This is a genomic window from Subsaximicrobium wynnwilliamsii (assembly GCF_007997225.1).
GTDB classification, from domain to species: domain Bacteria; phylum Bacteroidota; class Bacteroidia; order Flavobacteriales; family Flavobacteriaceae; genus Psychroserpens; species Psychroserpens wynnwilliamsii.
The window spans coordinates 13,548-34,872 of sequence record NZ_VORM01000015.1 but is presented as its reverse complement, the minus strand read 5'-3'; the positions used below and the strand labels follow the sequence as shown (position 1 = coordinate 34,872).

The window sequence follows — 21,325 nt, the reverse complement described above, 5'->3', positions numbered from 1 at the left end:
ATATAAGTGGGGGGGGATATTCCAAGTTTTCATATTAAATAAAAATCGCTTCGCAACCCTCGTCAAACTTAGACAGTACGGTAAAACCGTAATTTGAATCTGTTTTTCAGTAAAACTTTAACATTTTATGTTAAATTTTGTAGGAATAAGCTTTCAATCTCTTATATACGAGCCTTACAGAATACTATATAAATGTCTTATCAACATATCTGTTTGTGTAGAAATGATTAAATACAAGGTTTAAAGTCCATTTTCTGATAAAAAAAATTTAAGGTCATCAATGCCATGGTTTTTGGCGACGCTATACAACTACAAAGTCGCAACAATTTTTTAAATTATACAATAAGTCTAACCATTGAAATGCTACCTTTGGGATTGTGCAAAAACCCACTTTAGACATACAGATCAAAACCCTGCCACACCAACCTGGCGTCTATCAATACTTTGATACCGAGGATAAACTAATCTATGTGGGCAAGGCCAAAGACATCAAAAAAAGGGTGAGTTCTTATTTTACAAAGACCCACGACAATGGCAAAACACGGGTACTTGTAAGAAAAATTGCCAGCATCAAACACATTGTCGTCGAGACCGAAACAGATGCTCTTCTACTGGAAAACAACCTCATTAAAAATTACAAACCCAAGTATAACGTTTTACTTAAGGACGATAAATCCTACCCTTGGATCTGTATTAAAAAAGAACGATTCCCAAGAGTGTTCCCAACCCGCAGGATATTTAAGGATGGGTCTGAATATTACGGCCCCTACACCAGCATGAAAACGGTGCGAACATTATTAGACTTGATCAAGGGCCTTTATCCACTGCGCACTTGTAACTACAATCTTTCCGAAGAAAAAATTGAAACGGGCAAATATAAGGTCTGTTTGGAGTACCATTTAGGCAATTGCAAAGGACCTTGTGAGGATTTGCAAACTGAAAAAGATTACAACGATAGCATCAAGGCCATTCGCGAGATCATCAAAGGGAATTTTAAGGATTCCTTGTCTCAATTTAAGACCCAAATGAAAGACCTCGCTGCCAACATGCAGTTTGAAGACGCCCAGCATATCAAAGATAAAATTGAGGTGCTCGAAAATTATCAGGCCAAATCCACCGTGGTTAACCCAAAAATAAGCAATGTGGATGTCTTCAGCATCATGAGCGACGAGGGCTATGCCTATGTAAACTTTTTACAATTATCCTACGGAAGTATCATTAGGTCACACACTTTGGAAATCAAGAAAAAACTCGACGAATCCGATAAACAATTACTGAAACTGGCCATTACCGAAATCAGACAACGCTTCAATTCCAACTCCAAGGAAGTCTATGTGCCCTTTAAAATGGATTTGGGCGAAGACCTAAAAGTGACCGTGCCTCAACTAGGCGACAAAAAGAAAATCCTGGACCTCTCACTTCGGAACGCCAAATATTACCGCATGGAACGTTTCAAACAAGTCAAGATTGTGGATCCAGACCGCCATGCCAATCGCATCATGGCACAGATGAAGAAGGACCTACGCCTTAGGGAAGAGCCGCGGCACATCGAATGTTTTGACAACTCCAACATTCAAGGCACCAACCCTGTGGCGGCTTGCGTGGTATTCAAGGATGGGAAGCCCAGCAAAAAGGAATACCGACATTTCAATATCAAGACAGTTGTAGGCCCAGATGACTTTGCCTCTATGGAAGAAGTGGTCTATCGCAGGTACAAACGCCTGTTGGAAGAAGAGCAGCCCTTGCCTCAGGTCATTATAATTGACGGCGGAAAAGGGCAGCTCTCTTCCGCATTAAAAAGTATTGATATGCTTGGGCTCCGCAACAAGATTGTCGTAATCGGGATTGCCAAGCGTTTGGAAGAATTATTCTATCCAGATGATCCAATTCCCTTATATTTGGATAAAAAGAGCGAGACGCTCAAGGTCATCCAGCATTTGCGTAACGAAGCCCACCGTTTTGGGATCGAGCATCATAGAAACCGCCGTAGCAAGGGCGCTTTGACCACCGAGTTGGAAACCATTGAGGGCATTGGCGAGCAAACGGTTGTGGCTTTAATGAAAAAATTCAAATCACTGAAACGCATTAAGGAAGCACCAAAAAAAGACTTAGAAGCGGTCGTGGGACTTTCAAGAGCTCAAAAAATAAGAGCCTTTTATGACAAGACATGAAAAGAACCCTCCTAATACTAACTTTACTCTTTAGTGCTGCACTCTCAGCACAAGACCTTGAGCAGCCAAACCCGAAAAAAATAGGTTTGGTGCTTAGTGGCGGCGGCGCCAAGGGTTTTGCGCATATTGGCGTACTCAAGGTCATCGATAGTTTAGGCATCAAGGTTGATTACATTGCTGGTACCAGTATGGGCGCCATTGTGGGCTCTTTATATGCTTCAGGCTATTCAGGCAAACAATTGGACTCCATTTTCAATTCTGTCAATTTTGACAATGTCATCAATGATATCATACCGCGATCTTCACGAACCCTGTATGAGCGGGACAATACCGAAAAATATGCGATTGTATTGCCCTTTGATCGGTTTAAACTCAAACTGCCCTCTTCCCTTTCTCGAGGTCAAAATGTTTTCAATCTACTCTCCAAGCTCACACTTCACGTAAGCGAGATCCACGATTTTGATAAATTGCCAATTCCTTTCTTTTGTGTGGCCACCAATGTGGAAACAGGAAACGCAGTGATTTTGGATTCTGGCAACCTGGCATTGAGCGTTACAGCAAGTGGTGCATTTCCCACCTTATTCCAACCTGTCGAGATTGATGGAGCACTGCTTATTGACGGTGGCGTGATCAATAATTACCCCATTGAGGAGCTTAGGGCGAAGGGAATTGATATCATTATTGGTGTAGATGTTCAAGATGGTTTAGCCACTCGCAAAGACATGACCTCTGCACCAGATGTACTCTTGCAGATCAACAATTTCAGGACCATAAAAGACATGATCCCGAAACGCGAAAAAACCGATATCTATATCAATCCCGATATCAAGGGTTTTACAGTCATTGATTTCAGCCAAGGCCGAAAAATCATTGAAAGCGGGGCCAAGGCAGCCCTGGATAAATTGGACGAGCTGGAGACGCTTACCAAATATGGGTCTGGAGTCATTAGCGAAAAAATGGACCTGCGCTCTAAAGACAGTATTCGCATCAATAGCATTAACATCAAGGGGAATGATCGCTATACCAAAGCCTATATCATGGGAAAACTGAAACTTAAAGGTAATGAAACGGTAGACTATGACCTTTTTGACCGAGGTGTCAATAATTTAATTGCCACTAATAATTTCAACAGCTTCATTTATGCCTTTAAAAGATCTAAAGGCGAAGAAGGCTATGACCTCGAAGCCAATTTAAAGGAAAGCAAGATCTCGACCTTCATTAAGTTTGGCCTGCATTACGATGACGTCTATAAAAGTGCAGCCTTATTGAACTTGACCAAAAAACGCTTGTTGTTCAAAAATGATTTTGCGAGCTTAGACATCATTCTGGGTGATAATGTGCGTTACAATTTTGAGTATTTAATCGATAAGGGATTTTATTGGAGTATTGGCATTAGGTCACGATACAATCAATTCCAGAAAAGCATCAATGCTGAATTGTTTTTAGATGACTCTCAAATTGCAGGAACCGGCATCAATAAAATCGATGTAAAGTTGAGAGATCAAACCAATCAGTTTTATATACAAACCTTGTTTAGAAAGGATTTTGCGATTAGTTTGGGGGCGGAACATAAACGTTTAAACGTAAAATCGGAAACCATAACAATTGCCGATCAAACCGGCGATTTTGTATTTGAGAACACCGATTATTTTAGTGTTTTCGGGAGTTTGAAATTAGACACTTATGACAACCCCTACTATCCCTCAAGCGGCTTATATTTTAGTGGTTATTTCCACACGTATTTACTGGCCTCGGGTTTTAACACCAATTTTACTGAGTTTTCTATTGCCAAGGCAGAGGCAGGTTATGCATTTAGTGTAAGCAACCGATTATCCTTTAATTTTAAGACTTCTGGGGGCTTTAAGGTTGGAGAAGACAATACGCAAAGCCTAAATTTTGCCTTGGGCGGGTATGGCAATAAATTTATCAATAATTTCATCCCATTTTTGGGCTATGACTATATCTCCTTGATTGGTGATAGCTACGTAAAAGGTTACGTGGGTATGGATTACAAATTGTTCCAAAAGCACCACCTTACCTTAGAGGCCAATATTGCCAACGTTGACAATAATATTTTTGAAACTGGTGAATGGTTCACGCTTCCCGATTACAGAGGGTATGCCTTGGGCTATGGAATCGAATCTTTTTTGGGGCCCATTCAAGTGAAGTACAGCTACGCACCAGAATTAAAGGAAAGTACTTGGTATTTTAATTTGGGGTTTTGGTTTTGAGAGGCCTTGCCCTACTTAGAATACTAGGCTGTGAATGCAGTTTTAGTCATAAATTGTTTTCCTCATCTTGACGATGACAGCGCCCTTGGAGCACAATGGCAAACGCTTGCCAAAACTTGTGATTTGGGTGTGGCTTTCAATATGGTCATTTAAAGAAAAGTAACACTATCAAAAATTGTTGGTGTTTCCACCAAAAATCACCCGATTTTTGTTTCAATACTCCGCGCAAAAATCATTATAATAATAAGCCATTTCGAGACTATCACCCCTTCCATAGGCTCTGTTTTTGATGCGCTTGAGCAACACAGGACAATCCTCAAAAAATTCTAATGCTGCTTTTTTGAAATTTAAGACAGCTTCTAAGTTTGAAGCTTTTTTATCTTTAGTTCTCAATAAAAAGATGTCAATTTCTTGACGAATGGTTGATCCAGTAGCAGGGAAGCCTGGCATGTTTGGATTCCCTCCCATACCAGCACTTTTATAAACCAAGGTCTCTTCAATAAATATAGAAATACTGCCTATCTCAATTACTTCAAGCAAACTAGGTCTTGATTTGTGCATTACAGATACGTAGTTATAATCAACATCACGTGAATTCCTGTGCATGGTAATACCTTTAACCATACCCTCACCCCAATTGCTTACCTCGCCATCCAAGCGTACCTTAAACTTGATTTTATAGATTTGAAAGTGCTGATGATTTTCCCATAACCTCGCACCGAGGCACCATCTAAAAAATGAATTGTGGCATCTTCATAGTTATCGTAATTTTTGCGAGTCTCATTCTTTTCAACTGAAGCAGACCCAAGGTTTGCTGCAAGAAAAAATAGTATGATAACCAGGTTTCTCATTTTAATATTACTTTTTAAACGCAGTCTTAAATCGCTTCGCCTTATTGATCAGTAATTTCGTTTCGGCATCTGAGGCATTCTTTTTCATTAGTAACTCAAAACCTTTGGTGTAGATGGCCTTTTCTGCTGCGCTTGACTCTAAAGTCTCAATAAAATAGAGGTCGTTGTCTTTGAAATAATAGGTTTCGGTAAGCGTCACATCGGTCATTTCAATATTTTCGATGCGGTAAAGCGCTTTGGATGTTTCATCATAATACACCGAGTATTTGAATTTCCCAATGTCATTGTAACCATCTTTATCGGTTAGAGCACCTTCAGTGGTTTCCTTTTTGAGTGTTTTGTTGGCTTTATTCTTAGCAACTAAAATTTCGGTGGTTTGGGCAATTTCGTCGTTTGACATTTTCTTTATTCCGCAGGAAAATAGAACTGTGCCAATTAAAATTGCGTATAAAATTTTTCGTGTCATAATTTGTGTGTTCATGGTGATTATTGCTATTTATGCTTCTTATGGTCTATGGGTTTACCGTTTTTTATTTGTGTTGAATTGAGCTCGAAATTGCGGTTTTGAAGTACCAAGCTTTTCTCGGTTAAAATTACATTAGTAATATTCAGCAAGCCATTTAATCTCAACGTTTATAATTCAGACTAAAATTCCGACCAAATCCTCAACCTTGGAAATGAGATGAATTTTTATAGCGGTCTTTTTTAAGCTGATCTTATTGTATTTAGAGACAAAAATAGTTGAAAACCCTAGTTTTTCGGCCTCCAATATGCGTTGTTCCACACGTTGCACTGGACGTATTTCTCCGGAAAGGCCTACTTCTGCAGCGAAACAAAAATCCCGTTTCAGTGCCACATCCTCGTTAGAAGAAAGAATGGCCGCCACTACCGCCAAATCAATGGCGGGGTCATCAACACTAATGCCTCCCGTAATATTCAAAAACACATCCTTTGCGCCCAATCTAAACCCGGCGCGCTTCTCCAAAACTGCCAACAACATATTGAGTCGCTTGGCATTAAAGCCGGTGGCACTGCGTTGTGGGGTGCCATAAACTGCTGTGCTTACCAAGGCCTGCACCTCAATCATCAACGGTCGCATGCCTTCAAGCGTCGCTGCAATGGCATTGCCAGAAAGCTCTTCATCTTTTTGTGAAATCAATACTTCGGAAGGATTTGTAACTTCTCTCAAACCAGAGCCTTGCATCTCATAAATACCCAGTTCATTGGTAGAACCGAATCGGTTTTTATTCGCCCTCAAAATACGAAACACATGGTTGCGATCGCCCTCAAACTGAAGCACGGTATCTACCATGTGCTCCAAAATCTTAGGGCCTGCAATGTTGCCATCTTTGGTAATGTGGCCAATCAAAATAACCGGTGTTGAGGTTTCCTTGGCAAATTTGATAAGTTCGGTAGTGCATTCCTTGATTTGTGAAATGCTGCCGCTGGAAGATTCTATATAATCACTGTGCAAGGTTTGTATGGAATCGATAACCACGATGTCTGGCTCCAGCGCCTCGATTTGCTTGAAGATGTTCTGGGTTTTGGTTTCGGTAAGGATATAGCAGTTACTCGGACTTGGATTGATGCGCTCGGCACGCATTTTCACTTGCTTCTGACTTTCCTCACCCGATACGTACAAGGTTTTGTAAGGCAATTTCAACGACACCTGAAGCAACAGCGTACTTTTGCCAATTCCAGGCTCACCACCCAAAAGCGTTAAGGATCCAGGCACGAGACCTCCACCCAAAACCCGGTTGAATTCTTGATCGGCAGTATCCAATCGCGCTTCCTGTGACGTATCAATATCGTTGATCTTGAGCGGTTGTGAAGCACGTTTGGATGCCGAGGAAGGCATTTTCCAATCGCTTTTTTCAGGTTTCTGAAGGACTTCTTCGGTAATGGTGTTCCATTCCTTGCAAGCTGTGCATTGCCCTTGCCATTTGGAATATTGGGCACCACAGTTTTGACAGAAAAAGGTCGTTTTTAATTTAGCCATAGTTGCTTCAGTTTATAAGGATTTCCTTAATTGAAACTTTCGGCTAAATTAGCTATTTTAATTGATTTCCTTGAACCAAGCCATTAGAGATAATAGCTTGATCGCTGCCAATTTTAGTGGCATATTGATCAATACGTTGCTTTTGACCTTTAGGTACAACCACTCGAAAAAGTAATCTGTGGATACTATGGATATTTTATTCTTCGCCATCTTCTTCGTCTATTTCGGTGTCATCTTCAACTACTTTAAGTCCCTCAATATGTGTCATGATAAATTCCTTATCAATGTGGGACATGTCTTCTAAAACCAGCGCGGACTCATAAAGTTTAACTGCTTTTTTGGTCTTGCCGTTTTTCTCAGCATATTGGGCCATGTAATAGGTGCCAAAGGCAGAGTTTGGATTTTGGGCATTGGCCAATTTGCCAATCTTATAAACAGACTCTAAGTCTTCCCTTCTATTTGCGATTTCGATGAGCTTTTCAAATTCCTCTTCAGAAATAGGTTTGAAAATACCAAATAAATCATCGATCCTGTTGTAGCGATCTGTAATGTAATCGTCAAGAGTACCTTCATAAGGCATTATCTTTTCCTCTATTTCCTTATCATCCAACGGCTTGTACAATTCAAAAATCTTATCCATCGCTTTAGAAAGCGCCCCAGTCACAAGTGTGTAATGGGAATCCCCTTTCAACTCATCAAAATAATAAGTCAAGGCTTTATTGTCAACCGCTTTTATTGCAGTGTTGGTTTCATGGATGCTGGCGTTGATATGGCTAATATCGCCATCTGAAGTCGCCAGGTAATAGAAGATCTCGTTGTCAAGAAAAGCCAATCTTTTCGCCACATTCACACCCATGCTACCCTTGAAATCTGGGCTTAAATTAATATAGGAATCAAAAACGGGCTCTTTGCTAAATAAAAAGGCGTTAATGAAATTACCCATAAGGTTATGGCCCACCGCGACTTTAAATTTGCTCGTATTGTACTTAGCGTCTAGGTAAGGAATCAATTCCTCTGCTACAAAATCGTAGAAGCGTTTCCCAGATTCTATTGGCAAACCTGTGACCTCATCAAAATACGAATCATAAAAGCGTTCCTTCCCTTGGATGATGCCCACGATAATGGATTCTGGCATTTCATCAAAATGGGTTTGAAAACTCACTTGACCACTCACGGGCTCAAACAGATATTCGCCATCAAAGACAATGATGACCGGATGTTTCAAATCAGACTCGGGATCGTAGTTATCTGGAAGTTGGATTTTAAGCTCACGTGTGGCGTTGAGCTTTCGGGATTCAAATTGCTCGCGCTTCATTTGTGATAACACTGTACCACAAAACAGCAAGGCACAAGTAAAAAGTAGAACTCTTTTCATTGTCAAGTAGGTTTAGATTTGGGATTGTAAACATACCTAAAAATAAGTTTAAGTGCTAATTTTTTCGACGAACTGCGCTTTCGGACTATTTTTTATCTTGAAGCTCATAAATTTTATCCAAAAGCATGTCTTTGGTTATGAACTGGGATTCTGTGAGCAATAAGCCTGACTGGTAATTTTGAAGTGCTTTTTTGGTATTGCCATCCATCTCGTAATAAAGACCCGTGTAGTAAGCGCTTATCATGGATTTAGAATATTCTCTGCTCGCCAGTTTAGACAAATCCTTCATGGCGTCTAAGTCTCCCTTTTTTCTAGCTGCAGCGGCCACAGCACGTATGTCGTTTTCCACCACTTTCTTCTCGAAGCCATAAAAGAATTCAATGTCCTCATACTTTTTCATGAGGTACTCGTAAGGACTACCTTCATAGGTAAGCATTTTTTCGTCATATTCCTTTCTATTGATGGGCTTGAAGAGACCGAAGATCTCGTTGATGGCTTTAGGGATGCCGAGGCCTACCAAAGAATAGTGATCGGCATCTTCAAAATTATCGAACCTGTAATGCAGTTTTGGATTTTCGACGCTTTTAAGACTGTTGTCCAACTGTAAAATTTTTTGCTTTAATTCATTGACATCGTTGGTTCCTGTTGCCAAGTAATAGAACGTGTCTTCTGTTTGGGTCTTTAAGCGCTCACTCAATCTGGTTTCCATTTCTGGAGAAAGTTCAGGACTAAATGCAATGTAACCCCGAAATAAGGGCTCCTCCTTGAAGAGATAAAAATTTAAGAAATTGGCGCTCAAATCATGGCCAATAATGATCCTGAATTCAGAGGTTAAATACTTACTATTGATATATGGAATAAGTTCCATACCAATGAATTCAAAAAAACGTGAGCCTTCATCTGAAGGAAAGTAGGTTTCAGCACTATAAGACAAATCCTCATTTCGTGTTTCTCTTTGATTGATCCCTACCACAATACTTTTTGGCATATCTCCCCAATAAGAGTGGTAGTCTATATTCCCGACAACTGGCTCAAACAAATAATCGCCATCCATCACAATAATCAATGGGTAAAGCACATCACTCTCTGGATCATAACCGCGCGGCAATTGGATTTTTATATCTCGGGATTCCCCCAATTTTGAAGATTCCAAAGATTCATAGATGACTTGTGACGCGACTAAGTTGAAACTTAGCACACAAACAAAAAAGAATAGAACTTTAGTCATAATCAAGAAACTTTTAGTTGAATGCAGCAAGGTAAAGATTTATTTAATTTTATTATATATAGGCAAATAAATTAACGAAAGCCCACCAAGAACAATGACCATAAGCGTTTGCGATGACCACATGATCCAACCAAAGGCTATGGCAGGTTCTTCCGCAATACCAAATATGGAAAAAGCCGCAAAAATGGCAACGGGATAGGAGCCTATCCCTCCATTGGTGGCTGCAATGCTAAAGCTTCCTGAAATGAAACCAATCAAAATGGCCGCTAAAGGCAGGTTTGAAGTTTCTGGAATGGCGAAGGTGGTCACATAAAACATGAGCACATACATGAGCCAGATGAACAGTGTATGGGCAATAAAAGCCCACTTCTTCTTCATCTTGAAAATGGCTAGCGCACCTTCTATCAAACCCGATACAAAGGCACGTATCTTAATCGCTAATTTAGACCCGCTTTTTTTGATGAATAAAAATAAGCCCACTGCAACACAAACGAATATCAAAATCGCTATTAATAGCTTGTAAGCATCAAAACGTTGCATGAAAAAATCATAAATGAAGTTGAATTCCAAAAACAAGGTCAAGGCGATAATTGCAAGAAGCACGAACATATCGGCAATACGTTCTGCAACAATGGTGCCTAGGGTTTTCTCAAAAGGAACGCCCTCATAATTGGTTATAATGGTGGCTCTCGTAATTTCGCCTGCTCTCGGGATCGTGTAGTTGACCAAATAGGTCGCAAAAACAGCCATGATACTATTGGCATATCTCAGGGTATACCCTAAGGGTTCAATCATGAATTTCCAACGGTAAGCTCTCGACAAGTGACTCAGCAGTCCGCAGATTAAACCAATTATAATGTAGAGGTAATCTGCATTTTTGAAATAGCGCAGTAATTCTTCCGTAGAAATTTTTGACAATGAATACCACACCAGCGCCACTCCTAATAATAAAGGGAGTGTTATTTTTAGGAATTTGGCAGTCGATTTATTCAAGGTCTTAGTTCAAAAGATTGGTTGCTTCATCAGGAAAGACCAGAGAAGGCTTAAAGGTTTTAGCCACCTCCAAATCCATAAAGGCATAGGTAATCAAGATGAGCGTATCCCCCACTGCCACTTTTCTAGCGGCTGCACCATTTAGGGTAATCTCGCCCGACTTACGAGGTCCAGGAATGCAATAGGTTTCTAGACGTTCACCATTATCGTTGTTCACGATTTGAACTTTTTCGCCTTGAATGATGTTTGCAGCGTCCATGAGATCCTCATCAATGGTGATGCTCCCAATGTAATTGAGCTCTGCTCCTGTACATTTGACCCTGTGTATTTTAGATTTTACAACTTGTATTTGCATGCGGCAAAGATAATTAATTTAAAGCGATATTGTCTATGAGTCGCACACCATCGGCATACACCGCAATAAAGGCACGAAAAGACGATTCAGTGGTCTTATTTTCAATGGATTTGAGGGTTTCGGCGTTGGCAATAATAAAATATTCCAGCTCCAGCAATTCATTATTCTCAAATTGTAGATTGACCCAATCTATGATATGCTGCGCGCTATCTGTAGCGAACTTGGTTTTAGCAGCTTGAAGCATTTTATAGATAAATGGTGCAGCCTCCCTGTATTCTGGTGCAAGTCGCATATTGCGGGAACTCATGGCCAAACCATCGTTGGCTCTGTATATGTCACAGCCCACCACATCCACCGGTAATTTTTCAATAGCTACCAGTTTTTTTATGATCATCAACTGCTGAAAGTCCTTTTCACCAAAATAGGCTTTTTGGGGTTTCACAATTTCAAACAAACGCTTGACAATAGTACCAACGCCGTCAAAATGGCCATTTCTAAATCGACCTTCCATTTCATGCTCTAAGCCATCATAATCAAAGTGTTGAGAAGCGACCGTGGTTCCATAAATATCGGCGACACTTGGTGCGAATACGAGGATTGTTTCTTCGGAAACGGTTTTCAAAAGCGCAATATCACTAGCTAATGTTCTTGGATATTTGATAAGATCCTCTTCTTTGTCAAACTGAGTAGGATTCACAAAAATACTTACCACAACCAAGTCGTTATCGGCCAATCCTTTTGAAATCAAGGAGACATGACCTTCATGCAATGCACCCATGGTAGGTACAAGACCAACCGCCAATCCCTTGTTTTTTTTGGCGTCCAAAAAAACAGTTAAATCCTCTTTATTTTCAAAAATTTTCATGTACTAACAAAAGTTTAACAGCCTGCAAACTTAATATTTTAAGGACAATATGCATAAATTTTTGTAATTTTGCATGTTTTTTATTTTGTGTCCATAAATAAGAATCAAGATTGCAAATCGATATTAAAGATTGGTTTCACAACCAATTTTGTTTTTTAGATTGCTCTTAAAACCCCTAGTAATAGAATAAACCATAATCGAATGAAAGATAAGAGAATATTGTATGTGTCGTCTGAAGTAGTACCCTATTTGCCAGAAACTGAAATTTCTTCAATGTCATTTGAAGCACCAAAAATGGTAAATAAGCAAGGCGGACAGATACGAATTTTTATGCCTCGTTATGGTAACATCAATGAAAGAAGACACCAACTTCATGAGGTCATTCGCTTATCTGGTATCAATCTCGTGATCAATGATCTCGATATGCCATTGATCATTAAGGTAGCATCTATCCCTAAAGAACGCATCCAGGTTTATTTTATTGATAATGAAGAGTATTTTAAACGAAAAGCGACCTTGACCGATGAGAATGGCCAGTTATTTAAAGATAATGATGAGCGTGCCATTTTCTTTGCTAAAGGCGTTATTGAAACCGTCAAGAAACTCAACTGGGCGCCAGACATTATTCATGTCAATGGTTGGTTGGCGTCACTTTTACCTTTATATCTCAAAGAATTTTATAAGACAGAACCTTTATTTACTGAAAGTAAAATTGTGACCTCTGTGTACAATCAAAGCTTTGAAGGGACGTTAGATAAGAACATGATTAAGAAAATCAGGTTTGACAATCTCGATGAAAACAGCATCAAAGCTTTGGAAAACCCAACTTACAACAACCTCATGAAAGTGGCCATAGATAATTCCGACGCCATAATTAGAGGTTCTCAGGAACTTCCGGAAGAACTGGAAGCCCACCTCAAATCTATAGAACAACCGGTTCTGGATTATTATCCAATCGAAGATTTTTCAGATCAATATTCTGAATTCTATAACACCAAAGTACTTAATAATTAAGTAAAGCGTACATGAAAACGACATCAATTGCCTCCAAATACCTATTCGTAATCGGCTTAGTATCTACTTGCTTCATCGCTTGTGAAAGAGATTTTGCCGATTTAGAATCTGACATCATTAATAACGACAATGCCTCCCACTTTGGCACCGACTCAAACAAATATGATGTCATCGCCTTTACCAAGGCGGTAAATCCAGTGCAGACCAATAATTTACCCATAAATATCCTCGGAGTTTATAATGATCCCAATTACGGCACTACCACAGCAAGTTTTGTGACCCAAATGCGGCCATCTACATTCAATCCTACGTTTGGCGAAAATGTTGAAGTAACCTCTGTAGTGCTTACCATTCCATATTTTAGCACGCCTACCGAAATTAATGCCGAAGGCGAGACAATCTATAGATTGGATTCGCTCTATGGCAGCGGCGCTGTGAATTTAAAGATTTTTGAGAATAATTACTTTTTACGCGACTTTAAACCCAATTCTACTACCAATGAATCGCAAAACTATTACTCCAACCGAGACACTGGGTTGGATATGATCAATAGTGGCCAATTGGAGAACCAGCTTCTTTACGAAATCGAAAATTTTGTTCCAGACCCAAGTCAAATCACAATTGAGGAAGATGGTGAGGATGCTTCTAAATTAGCTCCCTCATTACGCATTGTATTGCCCGAAGCCTTTTGGGTTGATAAAATCATTGCGAAGCAAGGTGAGCCTGAATTAGAAAATGCGAGTAATTTCAATAATTATTTTAGAGGACTTTATTTCAAGGTAGAGCAAATTGGCAATACTGGGAGCATGGTCTTATTAAACTTGGCCTCTACCAATGCCAATATCACGATTAATTACACCAGACCAGCACAAGATGCAGATGCAGACCCTTTAGAATTTGAATATGCCATCAATTTTGGCCCAAACCGGGCCAACTTTCTATCAAACGATTTTTCAATACCTAATGGCAACGCCACTACCGGCGACGAAAATCTCTATCTCAAAGGAGGAGCAGGGTCTGTAGCTGAAATAAATTTATTCAACGGTGAGGATTTAGACGATACCGCTGGAGAGAATAGCTTTGAAGCCTTTAAAAAAGACTTTGTGGAAACTGATGCCAACGGAAAATTTATAAGCCAAACAAAGCTCGTCAACGAAGCCAACCTGATATTTCATGTCAATCAAAACTTAGTGAATGGCCAAGAACCTTTTCGTCTTTATTTGTATGATATGAAAAACAATAGACCCTTGGTGGATTATTTCTTTGACCAAGCCAATAGCACTATACCAAGGTTTTCAAGACCAGGCCATCTGGGAGTTTTAGAGCGTGTAGGCAATGAACCAAACGGCGAGGGAATTAAATACAGAATGCGAATTACAGAGCACATCAACAATTTGCTGTTGAGAGATTCCACCAATGTCAAATTGGGCATTGCAGTCTCCACAAATGTTAATTTAGAGAGCAACGCTATGCAATCTGATGTACTTACCACTGATGATTCTGATTTGAAAGCGCCAATCAGTTCAGTGCTATCACCAAATGGCACGGTGCTTTATGGCAATAACACTACCAATGAAGCCAAGAAGCTTTATTTGGAGATTTTTTATACAGAACCTAATAACTAAAATTTTATGTGCGGAATTGTTGGCTACATTGGCCATAGAGAAGCTTACCCAATCATTTTGAAGGGTCTAAAACGGCTTGAATATAGAGGTTATGATAGCGCAGGTATTGCACTTTATGACGGCGATGATATTGTATTATGCAAGACCAAAGGCAAGGTTGCCGACCTAGAACATAAAATTGAAAGTGAAATTTCAACGAAAGGCAACTTAGGCATTGGCCATACACGATGGGCGACACATGGTGTGCCAAACGATGTGAATTCACACCCACATTATTCCAACTCTGGAAATTTAGTGATCATCCATAACGGGATCATTGAAAACTACGATTCCCTGCGAAAAGAACTTATTAAAAGGGGCTATACCTTCAAATCTGAAACAGATACCGAAGTCCTTGTCAACCTTATAGAAGACGTTCAAAAAAATGATAATCTCAAATTGGGAAAAGCAGTTCAAATTGCTTTGAACCAAGTTGTTGGCGCTTATGCCATCGCGGTTTTTGACAAAAACAAACCTAATGAAATCGTCGTCGCAAAACTAGGAAGCCCCTTGGCCATTGGTGTTGGTGACGATGAATACTTTATAGCCAGTGATGCGTCTCCTTTTATTGAATATACCAAAAGTGCCATCTACCTCGAAGACGAAGAAATGGCCGTTATAAGACGTCATAAAGGTGTGAAGATTAGAAAAATAAAGGACGACACCTTGGTAGATCCTTATATCCAAGAACTACAACTCAATTTGGAGCAGATTGAAAAAGGCGGCTATGATCATTTTATGCTCAAGGAAATCCATGAGCAACCTAGTGCCATTTTCGACACTTTTAGAGGACGCTTGTTGAGCGACAAAGGCATCATTAAAATGAGCGGGGTTGAAGATAACATGAAGCGTTTTCTCAATGCCGATCGCATCATCATTGTCGCATGTGGCACGTCTTGGCATGCCGGCTTGGTAGCAGAATATATTTTTGAGGATTTGGCAAGAATCCCAGTTGAAGTGGAATATGCTTCAGAGTTTAGATACCGAAACCCCGTCATTTACGAAAAAGACGTGGTAATTGCCATCTCCCAATCTGGTGAAACAGCAGATACTTTGGCTGCCATCAAACTAGCAAAATCTAAAGGCGCCTTCGTCTTTGGTGTTTGCAATGTGGTAGGGTCTACTATTGCGCGGGAAACAGATGCAGGTGCTTACACCCATGCTGGCCCAGAAATTGGTGTGGCCTCAACAAAAGCATTCACTACCCAAATTACAGTGCTTACTTTAATTGCGCTAAGATTGGCGCGCGCCAAAGGGACTATTTCAAGTTCAGATTATAGACTTCAATTGCTAGAATTGGAGTTGATCCCTGACAAAGTTAAAAAAGCATTGGAATCAGACGATCTGGTAAAATCGATTGCTGCAATTTATAAGGATGCACCAAATATGCTGTACCTCGGAAGAGGTTTCAATTTTCCCGTAGCTTTGGAAGGTGCACTTAAACTAAAAGAAATCTCCTATATACATGCCGAAGGTTATCCTGCTGCCGAAATGAAACATGGCCCGATCGCATTGATTGATGAGAACATGCCTATAATCGTGATTGCCACCAAAAAAGGCCATTACGAAAAGGTAGTGAGCAACATCCAAGAAATCAAGTCTAGAAAAGGTAAAATCATTGGTATCGTCACTGAAGGCGATGAACAAGTAAGAGCATTGGCAGACCACGTTATCGAGGTGCCAGAATCTTTGGAGTCTTTGTCTCCTCTACTTACCACGATCCCATTACAACTATTGTCTTACCACATCGCCTTAATGTTGGGAAGAAACGTAGACCAGCCTAGAAATTTGGCAAAAGCAGTTACTGTAGAGTAGGCTAAAAACAAATCAATACCCTAAAGCCGAATGTGAAATGTTTCATATTCGGCTTTTATTTTGTCATATTATCAGATATCTTAGCCGTATTTTGTTAAAAACTATTATGCACGCATAATTATTTGAACATTTTTGATGGCTATCTCATTAAATTATTTATATTGCTCTACTAAAATTAACCAAATAACTAAATCCCTAAAATGAAAACAATTCTGAAAACTATGATGCTGTTGTGTTGTGCGCTAACTTTCGCACAGACTACAGTAAAAGGTAAAGTCACAGATAATACTGGCCAACCCTTACCAGGTGCCAATATTATCGTAGTGGGCACATCATCTGGGACCATTTCCGATTTTGATGGAAATTACACGCTTACAATCAATCAGCAACCGCCATTTTCAATTCAAGTGAGTAGCGTTGGTTTTGAAACCATAACTAAAGAAGTCACACAAAACGGTCAAACCATCGATTTCTCAATGGCTGAAGGTACGTCTTTAGATGAGGTAATCATCTCTGCCTCTAGAACTCCTGAGCGTATTTTTGAATCGCCCGTTACTGTAGAACGTTTTGGTTTGAAGGATATCAAGAGTGCATCTTCACCATCATTCTTTGATAGTATAGAAAATCTCAAAGGCGTTGACATGAATACGAGCAGTTTAACCTTTAAGTCTGTGAACACTAGAGGCTTTGCTTCTTTCGCAAACACTAGATTTATGCAATTGGTTGATGGTATGGACAACTCGTCTCCTGCCTTAAATTTCGCTTTAGGAAACTTTTTGGGAATGTCTGAACTTGATATTAACAGCGTTGAACTCTTACCTGGTGCATCTTCTGCCTTATATGGAGCGAATGCATTCAACGGTATCATGTTCATGACCAGTAAAAATCCTTTTGATCATCAAGGGGTCAGTTTCTACGCGAAAACAGGAATAACTTCTAGTGATAATGCAGGAGATAATAATTTTGTAGATGCAGGCATAAGAGTAGCAAAGGCATTCTCTGATAAATTTGCAGCCAAGGCGTCTGTATCCTTTCTTAACGGTACAGAGTGGTTCGCCACAGACTATAGAGACTTTAACGATCCTGGCCAAACAAGGTTGGATCCTTCTTTTGATGGATTAAATATTTATGGTGATGAGGTGTCTACACCTTTAGATTTCGATGAAATAGCAGCTGGTGCATTACCGATTCCTGTATTGACCAATTATGGCGCAGCTACTGTAAGTAGAACAGGGTATGAAGAACGCGACCTTATGGATTATAATGCCGAAAGCTTAAAAGCCGATTTCTCTTTGCATTTTAAGCCTTGGGCGAACGATTTTGAAATCATTTTGAATTCTAAAATAGGTAGAGGGAGTACAATTTATCAAGGGGCTAATAGATATTCTATCAAAGACTTCTTTATGCAGCAGCATAAATTGGAAGTAAGAAACAAGAATTTCTTTGCAAGAATTTACACCACAGCAGAAAAATCAGGTAATTCGTACGATTCGCGATTTACAGGAATAAATATTAACAGAGCATGGAAAGCAGACAGGCAGTGGTTTACAGAATACGCCGGTGCCTTTATTGGCAATTTGGCAGGCCAAGGCATTTTCGCAAATCCCACTGAAGGCCAAATCGATGCAGCACACTTAGCAGCTAGAGCTGCAGCAGACACAGGACGACTTTTGCCTGGAACCGCCGAGTTTGAAGAAACTTTTGATAGAATAACTTCAGATGGCGATTTAACAACAGGTTCTAAATTTACCGATAACTCAAAAATTTATCATGGAGATGTCAATTACAATCTTGGCCATGTCATAGATTTCGCAGACATTCAAGTAGGAGGGTCTTGGAGACAATACTCGCTCAATTCAGGAGGAACCATTTATACAGATTTTGATGGTCCTATTGAATACATTGAATATGGTGCATATACCCAAATTCAGAAAAAATTAGTGGATGACCGCTTAAAACTAACAGGATCTATTAGATATGACAAGTCTGAATTTTTTGATGGTTTTTTATCCCCTAGATTATCTTTTAATTATACTGCCGATCAAAACGACAACCATAACATACGTGGCTCTTTCCAAACAGGTTTTAGAAACCCAACAACACAAGATTTATTTATAGGTCTCAACGCTGGACGTGCCATATTAGTTGGTTCTGCTCTTGATAACTTAGATCGTTATACCGCTACTAGTTCTCAATTAAGTGCTTCAGGACAAAATATTGTTGGAGCAAACACGGTTCAACTAAATGGTGGAGATGCATACTCCAACGCATTTAGCAGAGCCTCAATAGCAGCCGGAAACCCACAAGCTGCCAACGTGAATTTGGTAAAACCAGAAAAAGTCACGGCCTATGAAGTTGGGTATAGGGGTAAAGTCAACAGATTTGTAATTGACATGAGTGTGTACTATAACGCATACGAAGATTTTATCTCCAATAGAACAGTGATAACACCTTTGTATGGAGAGGTTGGAGATAACACATTGTCATTATTGGCATTACAGAATGGAGATTTTCAAGCCTATCAAACGTATACAAACTCAGATGCAGAAATTAATTCTTACGGTGGCTCTATAGGTGTAGAAACCAGTGTCTTAAATGGTTTTGACTTTGGAGTGAGTTATACCTATGCTAAATTAGATTTCGATCAGTCCCAAGATCCTGATTTTGAAACTAGTTTCAATACGCCTGAGCACAAAGTAAAAGCATCTTTTGGTAAAACCGATTTGCTGAAAAACTTCGGATTCAATGTCAACTGGAGATGGAATGATAATTATTTATGGCAATCTACATTTGCTGATGGTATTTTACCAGCACGAAACATTATAGATGCGCAAGTAAACTTCGCTGTACCTTCAATTAAATCAATGTTTAAGGTTGGTGGTGCAAATATTCTTTCGCATGACTACGTGAGTGCGCCAGGTGCTGGACAAGTGGGAGCACAATACTTTGTATCATGGACAATCAATCAATAAAAAATACAACTATGAAATTAAATAATATATGGCTCTTAGCCATCCTTTTAATAGGATTTACAGCATGTGAAAGTGACGACGATTCACTTTCTGACCCACTAATCCCAGAAACCCAAACGGCGCCTTCCCCAGTTTATACTAGCGGAACAGCAGATTTCACAACTTTTGTTGCCGTAGGAAACTCTTTAACAGCAGGATTCTCTGATGGTACTTTATTCATGAGAGGTCAAGAAGCGTCTTTTCCCAATATTTTAGCGCAGCAATTCGCTTTAGCAGGTGGAGGTAATTTTACACAACCATTAATTAATGATAATGTAGGAGGACTATTATTAGCAGGAACACAAATTGCAGGGCCTCGACTCATATTTAATCCAGCAAGTCAAACACCCGGCCCCGTAAGTGGAACTCCAACAACAGACATAACCAATGTTATTTCTGGCCCATTTAATAACATGGGAGTTCCAGGAGCAAAAAGTTCTGATTTATTAGAAACAGGATATGGAAACATAGCTAATTTAGTCTCAGAAACTGCAAATCCATACTTTATTAGAATGGCGTCAACGCCAAACGCATCAGTGTTACAAGATGCATTGGCTCAAAACCCAACATTCTTTTCATTATGGATAGGTAATAATGATGTGTTAGGCTATGCTGCATCAGGCGGAGAAAGCAATATTGATTCTCCTGATTATGACCCAATAACAGATCAGGCCACATTTGATGGTGCTATGAACGCAATAGTTGCCTCATTAGCAACAAATACCCCAAATGGAATTATTGCCAATATCCCAAATGTCACAGATGCACCTTATTTTACAACGGTACCATTCGCTCCATTAAGTCCTGCTGATCCAGATTTTGGACCGCAAATCCCGACTTTGAATGGCATCTTCGGCCAATTAAACCAGGTATTTGCTTTTCTAGAAAGTCAAGGCATTCCTAATGCTACAGATCGCCAAATCGTTTTTTCTCAAACAGCTGCTAGTGCAGTAGTAATAAAAGATGAAAGTTTAATGGACTTATCTGCTCAAATTGAAGCGGTCTTAAACGCTAGCCCAACGTTCCCTGCATTCGTACAATCTTTTGGATTGCCAGCTGCTGCAGCGCCTATTGTAGCTAATTTATTTGGAGCTGTCTATGGCCAAGCAAGGCAAGCTAATGCTAATGATCTATTAGTATTACCTAGTTCGTCAATAATTGGTACAGTTAACGAAGCACAAGCAGATTTCCTACAAGCTTCAGGTTTACCAGAGGCCTTAGCAAATCAATTTGCAGTAGAAGGTGTGTCACTACCTTTGGCAGATAAATGGGTTGTTATTCCTACAGAACTCACTGAAATTCAAAATGCAACAGCTGCTTTCAATCAAACAATAAACAATTTAGCAACACAATATGACTTAGCATTCTTTGACGTGAATACGTTTTTTGGTGGTGTTGCTTCAAATGGATTCCAAGCGGGAAGTGCATTCTTGACTGCCGATTATGTAACAGGAGGCACATTCTCTTTAGACGGCGTCCATCCATCACCTAGAGGATACGCTGTAATTGCAAATCAAATGATAGGGCTCATTAACACAAAGTACGGTTCAAATTTACCAACTGTAAACCCTATTGATTATACTGGTTTATACATAAATTGAATCTGATTATTATCAATACAAAGCACCATCTTTCTATAGTAATGAAAGATGGTGCTTTTGTGCTTGAAAAAGCCAAAATATAAACTTTCATTTTAAATTAAAACGTCTATCTTTGCAGCGCGAAAAACGTGTGTAATCAGTTCCCTCTGAAA

17 protein-coding genes are annotated in these 21,325 nt (G+C 39.7%); 7 read left to right on the top strand and 10 right to left on the bottom strand.

The features are described from left to right. Positions 1 to 377: 377 nt before the first annotated feature. Both uvrC and ESY88_RS12940 read left to right on the top strand, forming a co-directional pair. Positions 378 to 2,171 (top strand): excinuclease ABC subunit UvrC, encoded by a 1,794-nt coding sequence (gene uvrC / locus ESY88_RS12945; protein WP_147087174.1) that lies wholly within the window; start codon positions 378 to 380, stop codon positions 2,169 to 2,171. Beyond that, complete coding sequence (locus tag ESY88_RS12940; protein WP_147087173.1) at positions 2,168 to 4,402, top strand: patatin-like phospholipase family protein; 2,235 nt, start codon at positions 2,168 to 2,170, stop codon at positions 4,400 to 4,402. The genes uvrC and ESY88_RS12940 overlap by 4 nt, the downstream gene beginning before the upstream one ends. Positions 4,403 to 4,615: 213 nt before the next feature. On the opposite strand, the gene ESY88_RS12935 is transcribed toward ESY88_RS12940, so the two are convergent. The 10 genes from ESY88_RS12935 to panC form a co-directional block, all read right to left on the bottom strand. Beyond that, a complete protein-coding gene (locus ESY88_RS12935) occupies positions 4,616 to 5,008 on the bottom strand; it encodes a hypothetical protein (protein ID WP_147087172.1) in 393 nt (130 codons plus the stop codon). Between the two features lie 35 nt (positions 5,009 to 5,043). Continuing rightward, positions 5,044 to 5,253, bottom strand: a complete 210-nt coding sequence (locus tag ESY88_RS12930) for a hypothetical protein (protein ID WP_147087171.1) — start codon at positions 5,251 to 5,253, stop codon at positions 5,044 to 5,046. 7 nt (positions 5,254 to 5,260) lie between these two features. Next, complete coding sequence (locus tag ESY88_RS12925; protein WP_147089863.1) at positions 5,261 to 5,719, bottom strand: hypothetical protein; 459 nt, start codon at positions 5,717 to 5,719, stop codon at positions 5,261 to 5,263. A 174-nt stretch (positions 5,720 to 5,893) separates the two neighbouring features. Continuing rightward, on the bottom strand, positions 5,894 to 7,252 hold the full coding sequence (gene radA / locus ESY88_RS12920; protein ID WP_147087169.1) for a DNA repair protein RadA: 1,359 nt from the start codon (positions 7,250 to 7,252) through the stop codon (positions 5,894 to 5,896). Between the two features lie 57 nt (positions 7,253 to 7,309). Next, entirely contained in the window at positions 7,310 to 7,462 is a 153-nt protein-coding gene (locus tag ESY88_RS21085) for a hypothetical protein (protein ID WP_189702603.1), read from the bottom strand. Beyond that, positions 7,449 to 8,627 carry an alpha/beta hydrolase-fold protein gene (locus ESY88_RS12915; RefSeq protein WP_147087168.1) on the bottom strand — a complete coding sequence of 393 codons (1,179 nt, stop codon included), beginning with the start codon at positions 8,625 to 8,627 and terminating at the stop codon, positions 7,449 to 7,451. The genes ESY88_RS21085 and ESY88_RS12915 overlap by 14 nt, the downstream gene beginning before the upstream one ends. A gap of 85 nt (positions 8,628 to 8,712) precedes the next feature. Beyond that, entirely contained in the window at positions 8,713 to 9,855 is a 1,143-nt protein-coding gene (locus tag ESY88_RS12910) for an alpha/beta hydrolase (RefSeq protein ID WP_147087167.1), read from the bottom strand. 39 nt (positions 9,856 to 9,894) lie between these two features. After that, the gene (locus tag ESY88_RS12905) at positions 9,895 to 10,848 is read right to left on the bottom strand and encodes a lysylphosphatidylglycerol synthase transmembrane domain-containing protein (RefSeq protein ID WP_147087166.1); all 954 of its coding nucleotides are present in this window, start codon (positions 10,846 to 10,848) and stop codon (positions 9,895 to 9,897) included. 4 nt (positions 10,849 to 10,852) lie between these two features. Then, on the bottom strand, positions 10,853 to 11,203 hold the full coding sequence (panD, locus tag ESY88_RS12900; RefSeq protein WP_147087165.1) for an aspartate 1-decarboxylase: 351 nt from the start codon (positions 11,201 to 11,203) through the stop codon (positions 10,853 to 10,855). Between the two features lie 13 nt (positions 11,204 to 11,216). Beyond that, entirely contained in the window at positions 11,217 to 12,068 is an 852-nt protein-coding gene (panC, locus tag ESY88_RS12895; RefSeq protein WP_147087164.1) for a pantoate--beta-alanine ligase, read from the bottom strand. A 201-nt stretch (positions 12,069 to 12,269) separates the two neighbouring features. Here panC and ESY88_RS12890 point away from each other — a divergent pair, with 201 nt between their 5' ends. The 5 genes from ESY88_RS12890 (at position 12,270) to ESY88_RS12870 (ending at position 21,173) form a co-directional block, all read left to right on the top strand. Continuing rightward, positions 12,270 to 13,082 (top strand): glycogen/starch synthase, encoded by an 813-nt coding sequence (locus tag ESY88_RS12890; RefSeq protein ID WP_147087163.1) that lies wholly within the window; start codon positions 12,270 to 12,272, stop codon positions 13,080 to 13,082. 11 nt (positions 13,083 to 13,093) lie between these two features. Further along, on the top strand, positions 13,094 to 14,707 hold the full coding sequence (locus ESY88_RS12885; RefSeq protein WP_147087162.1) for a DUF4270 domain-containing protein: 1,614 nt from the start codon (positions 13,094 to 13,096) through the stop codon (positions 14,705 to 14,707). A gap of 6 nt (positions 14,708 to 14,713) precedes the next feature. Continuing rightward, the gene (gene glmS, locus ESY88_RS12880; RefSeq protein WP_147087161.1) at positions 14,714 to 16,561 is read left to right on the top strand and encodes a glutamine--fructose-6-phosphate transaminase (isomerizing); all 1,848 of its coding nucleotides are present in this window, start codon (positions 14,714 to 14,716) and stop codon (positions 16,559 to 16,561) included. Between the two features lie 200 nt (positions 16,562 to 16,761). Beyond that, entirely contained in the window at positions 16,762 to 19,533 is a 2,772-nt protein-coding gene (locus tag ESY88_RS12875; RefSeq protein ID WP_147087160.1) for a TonB-dependent receptor, read from the top strand. Further along, positions 19,515 to 21,173 (top strand): SGNH/GDSL hydrolase family protein, encoded by a 1,659-nt coding sequence (locus ESY88_RS12870; protein ID WP_223270821.1) that lies wholly within the window; start codon positions 19,515 to 19,517, stop codon positions 21,171 to 21,173. The genes ESY88_RS12875 and ESY88_RS12870 overlap by 19 nt, the downstream gene beginning before the upstream one ends. Positions 21,174 to 21,325 lie beyond the last annotated feature (152 nt).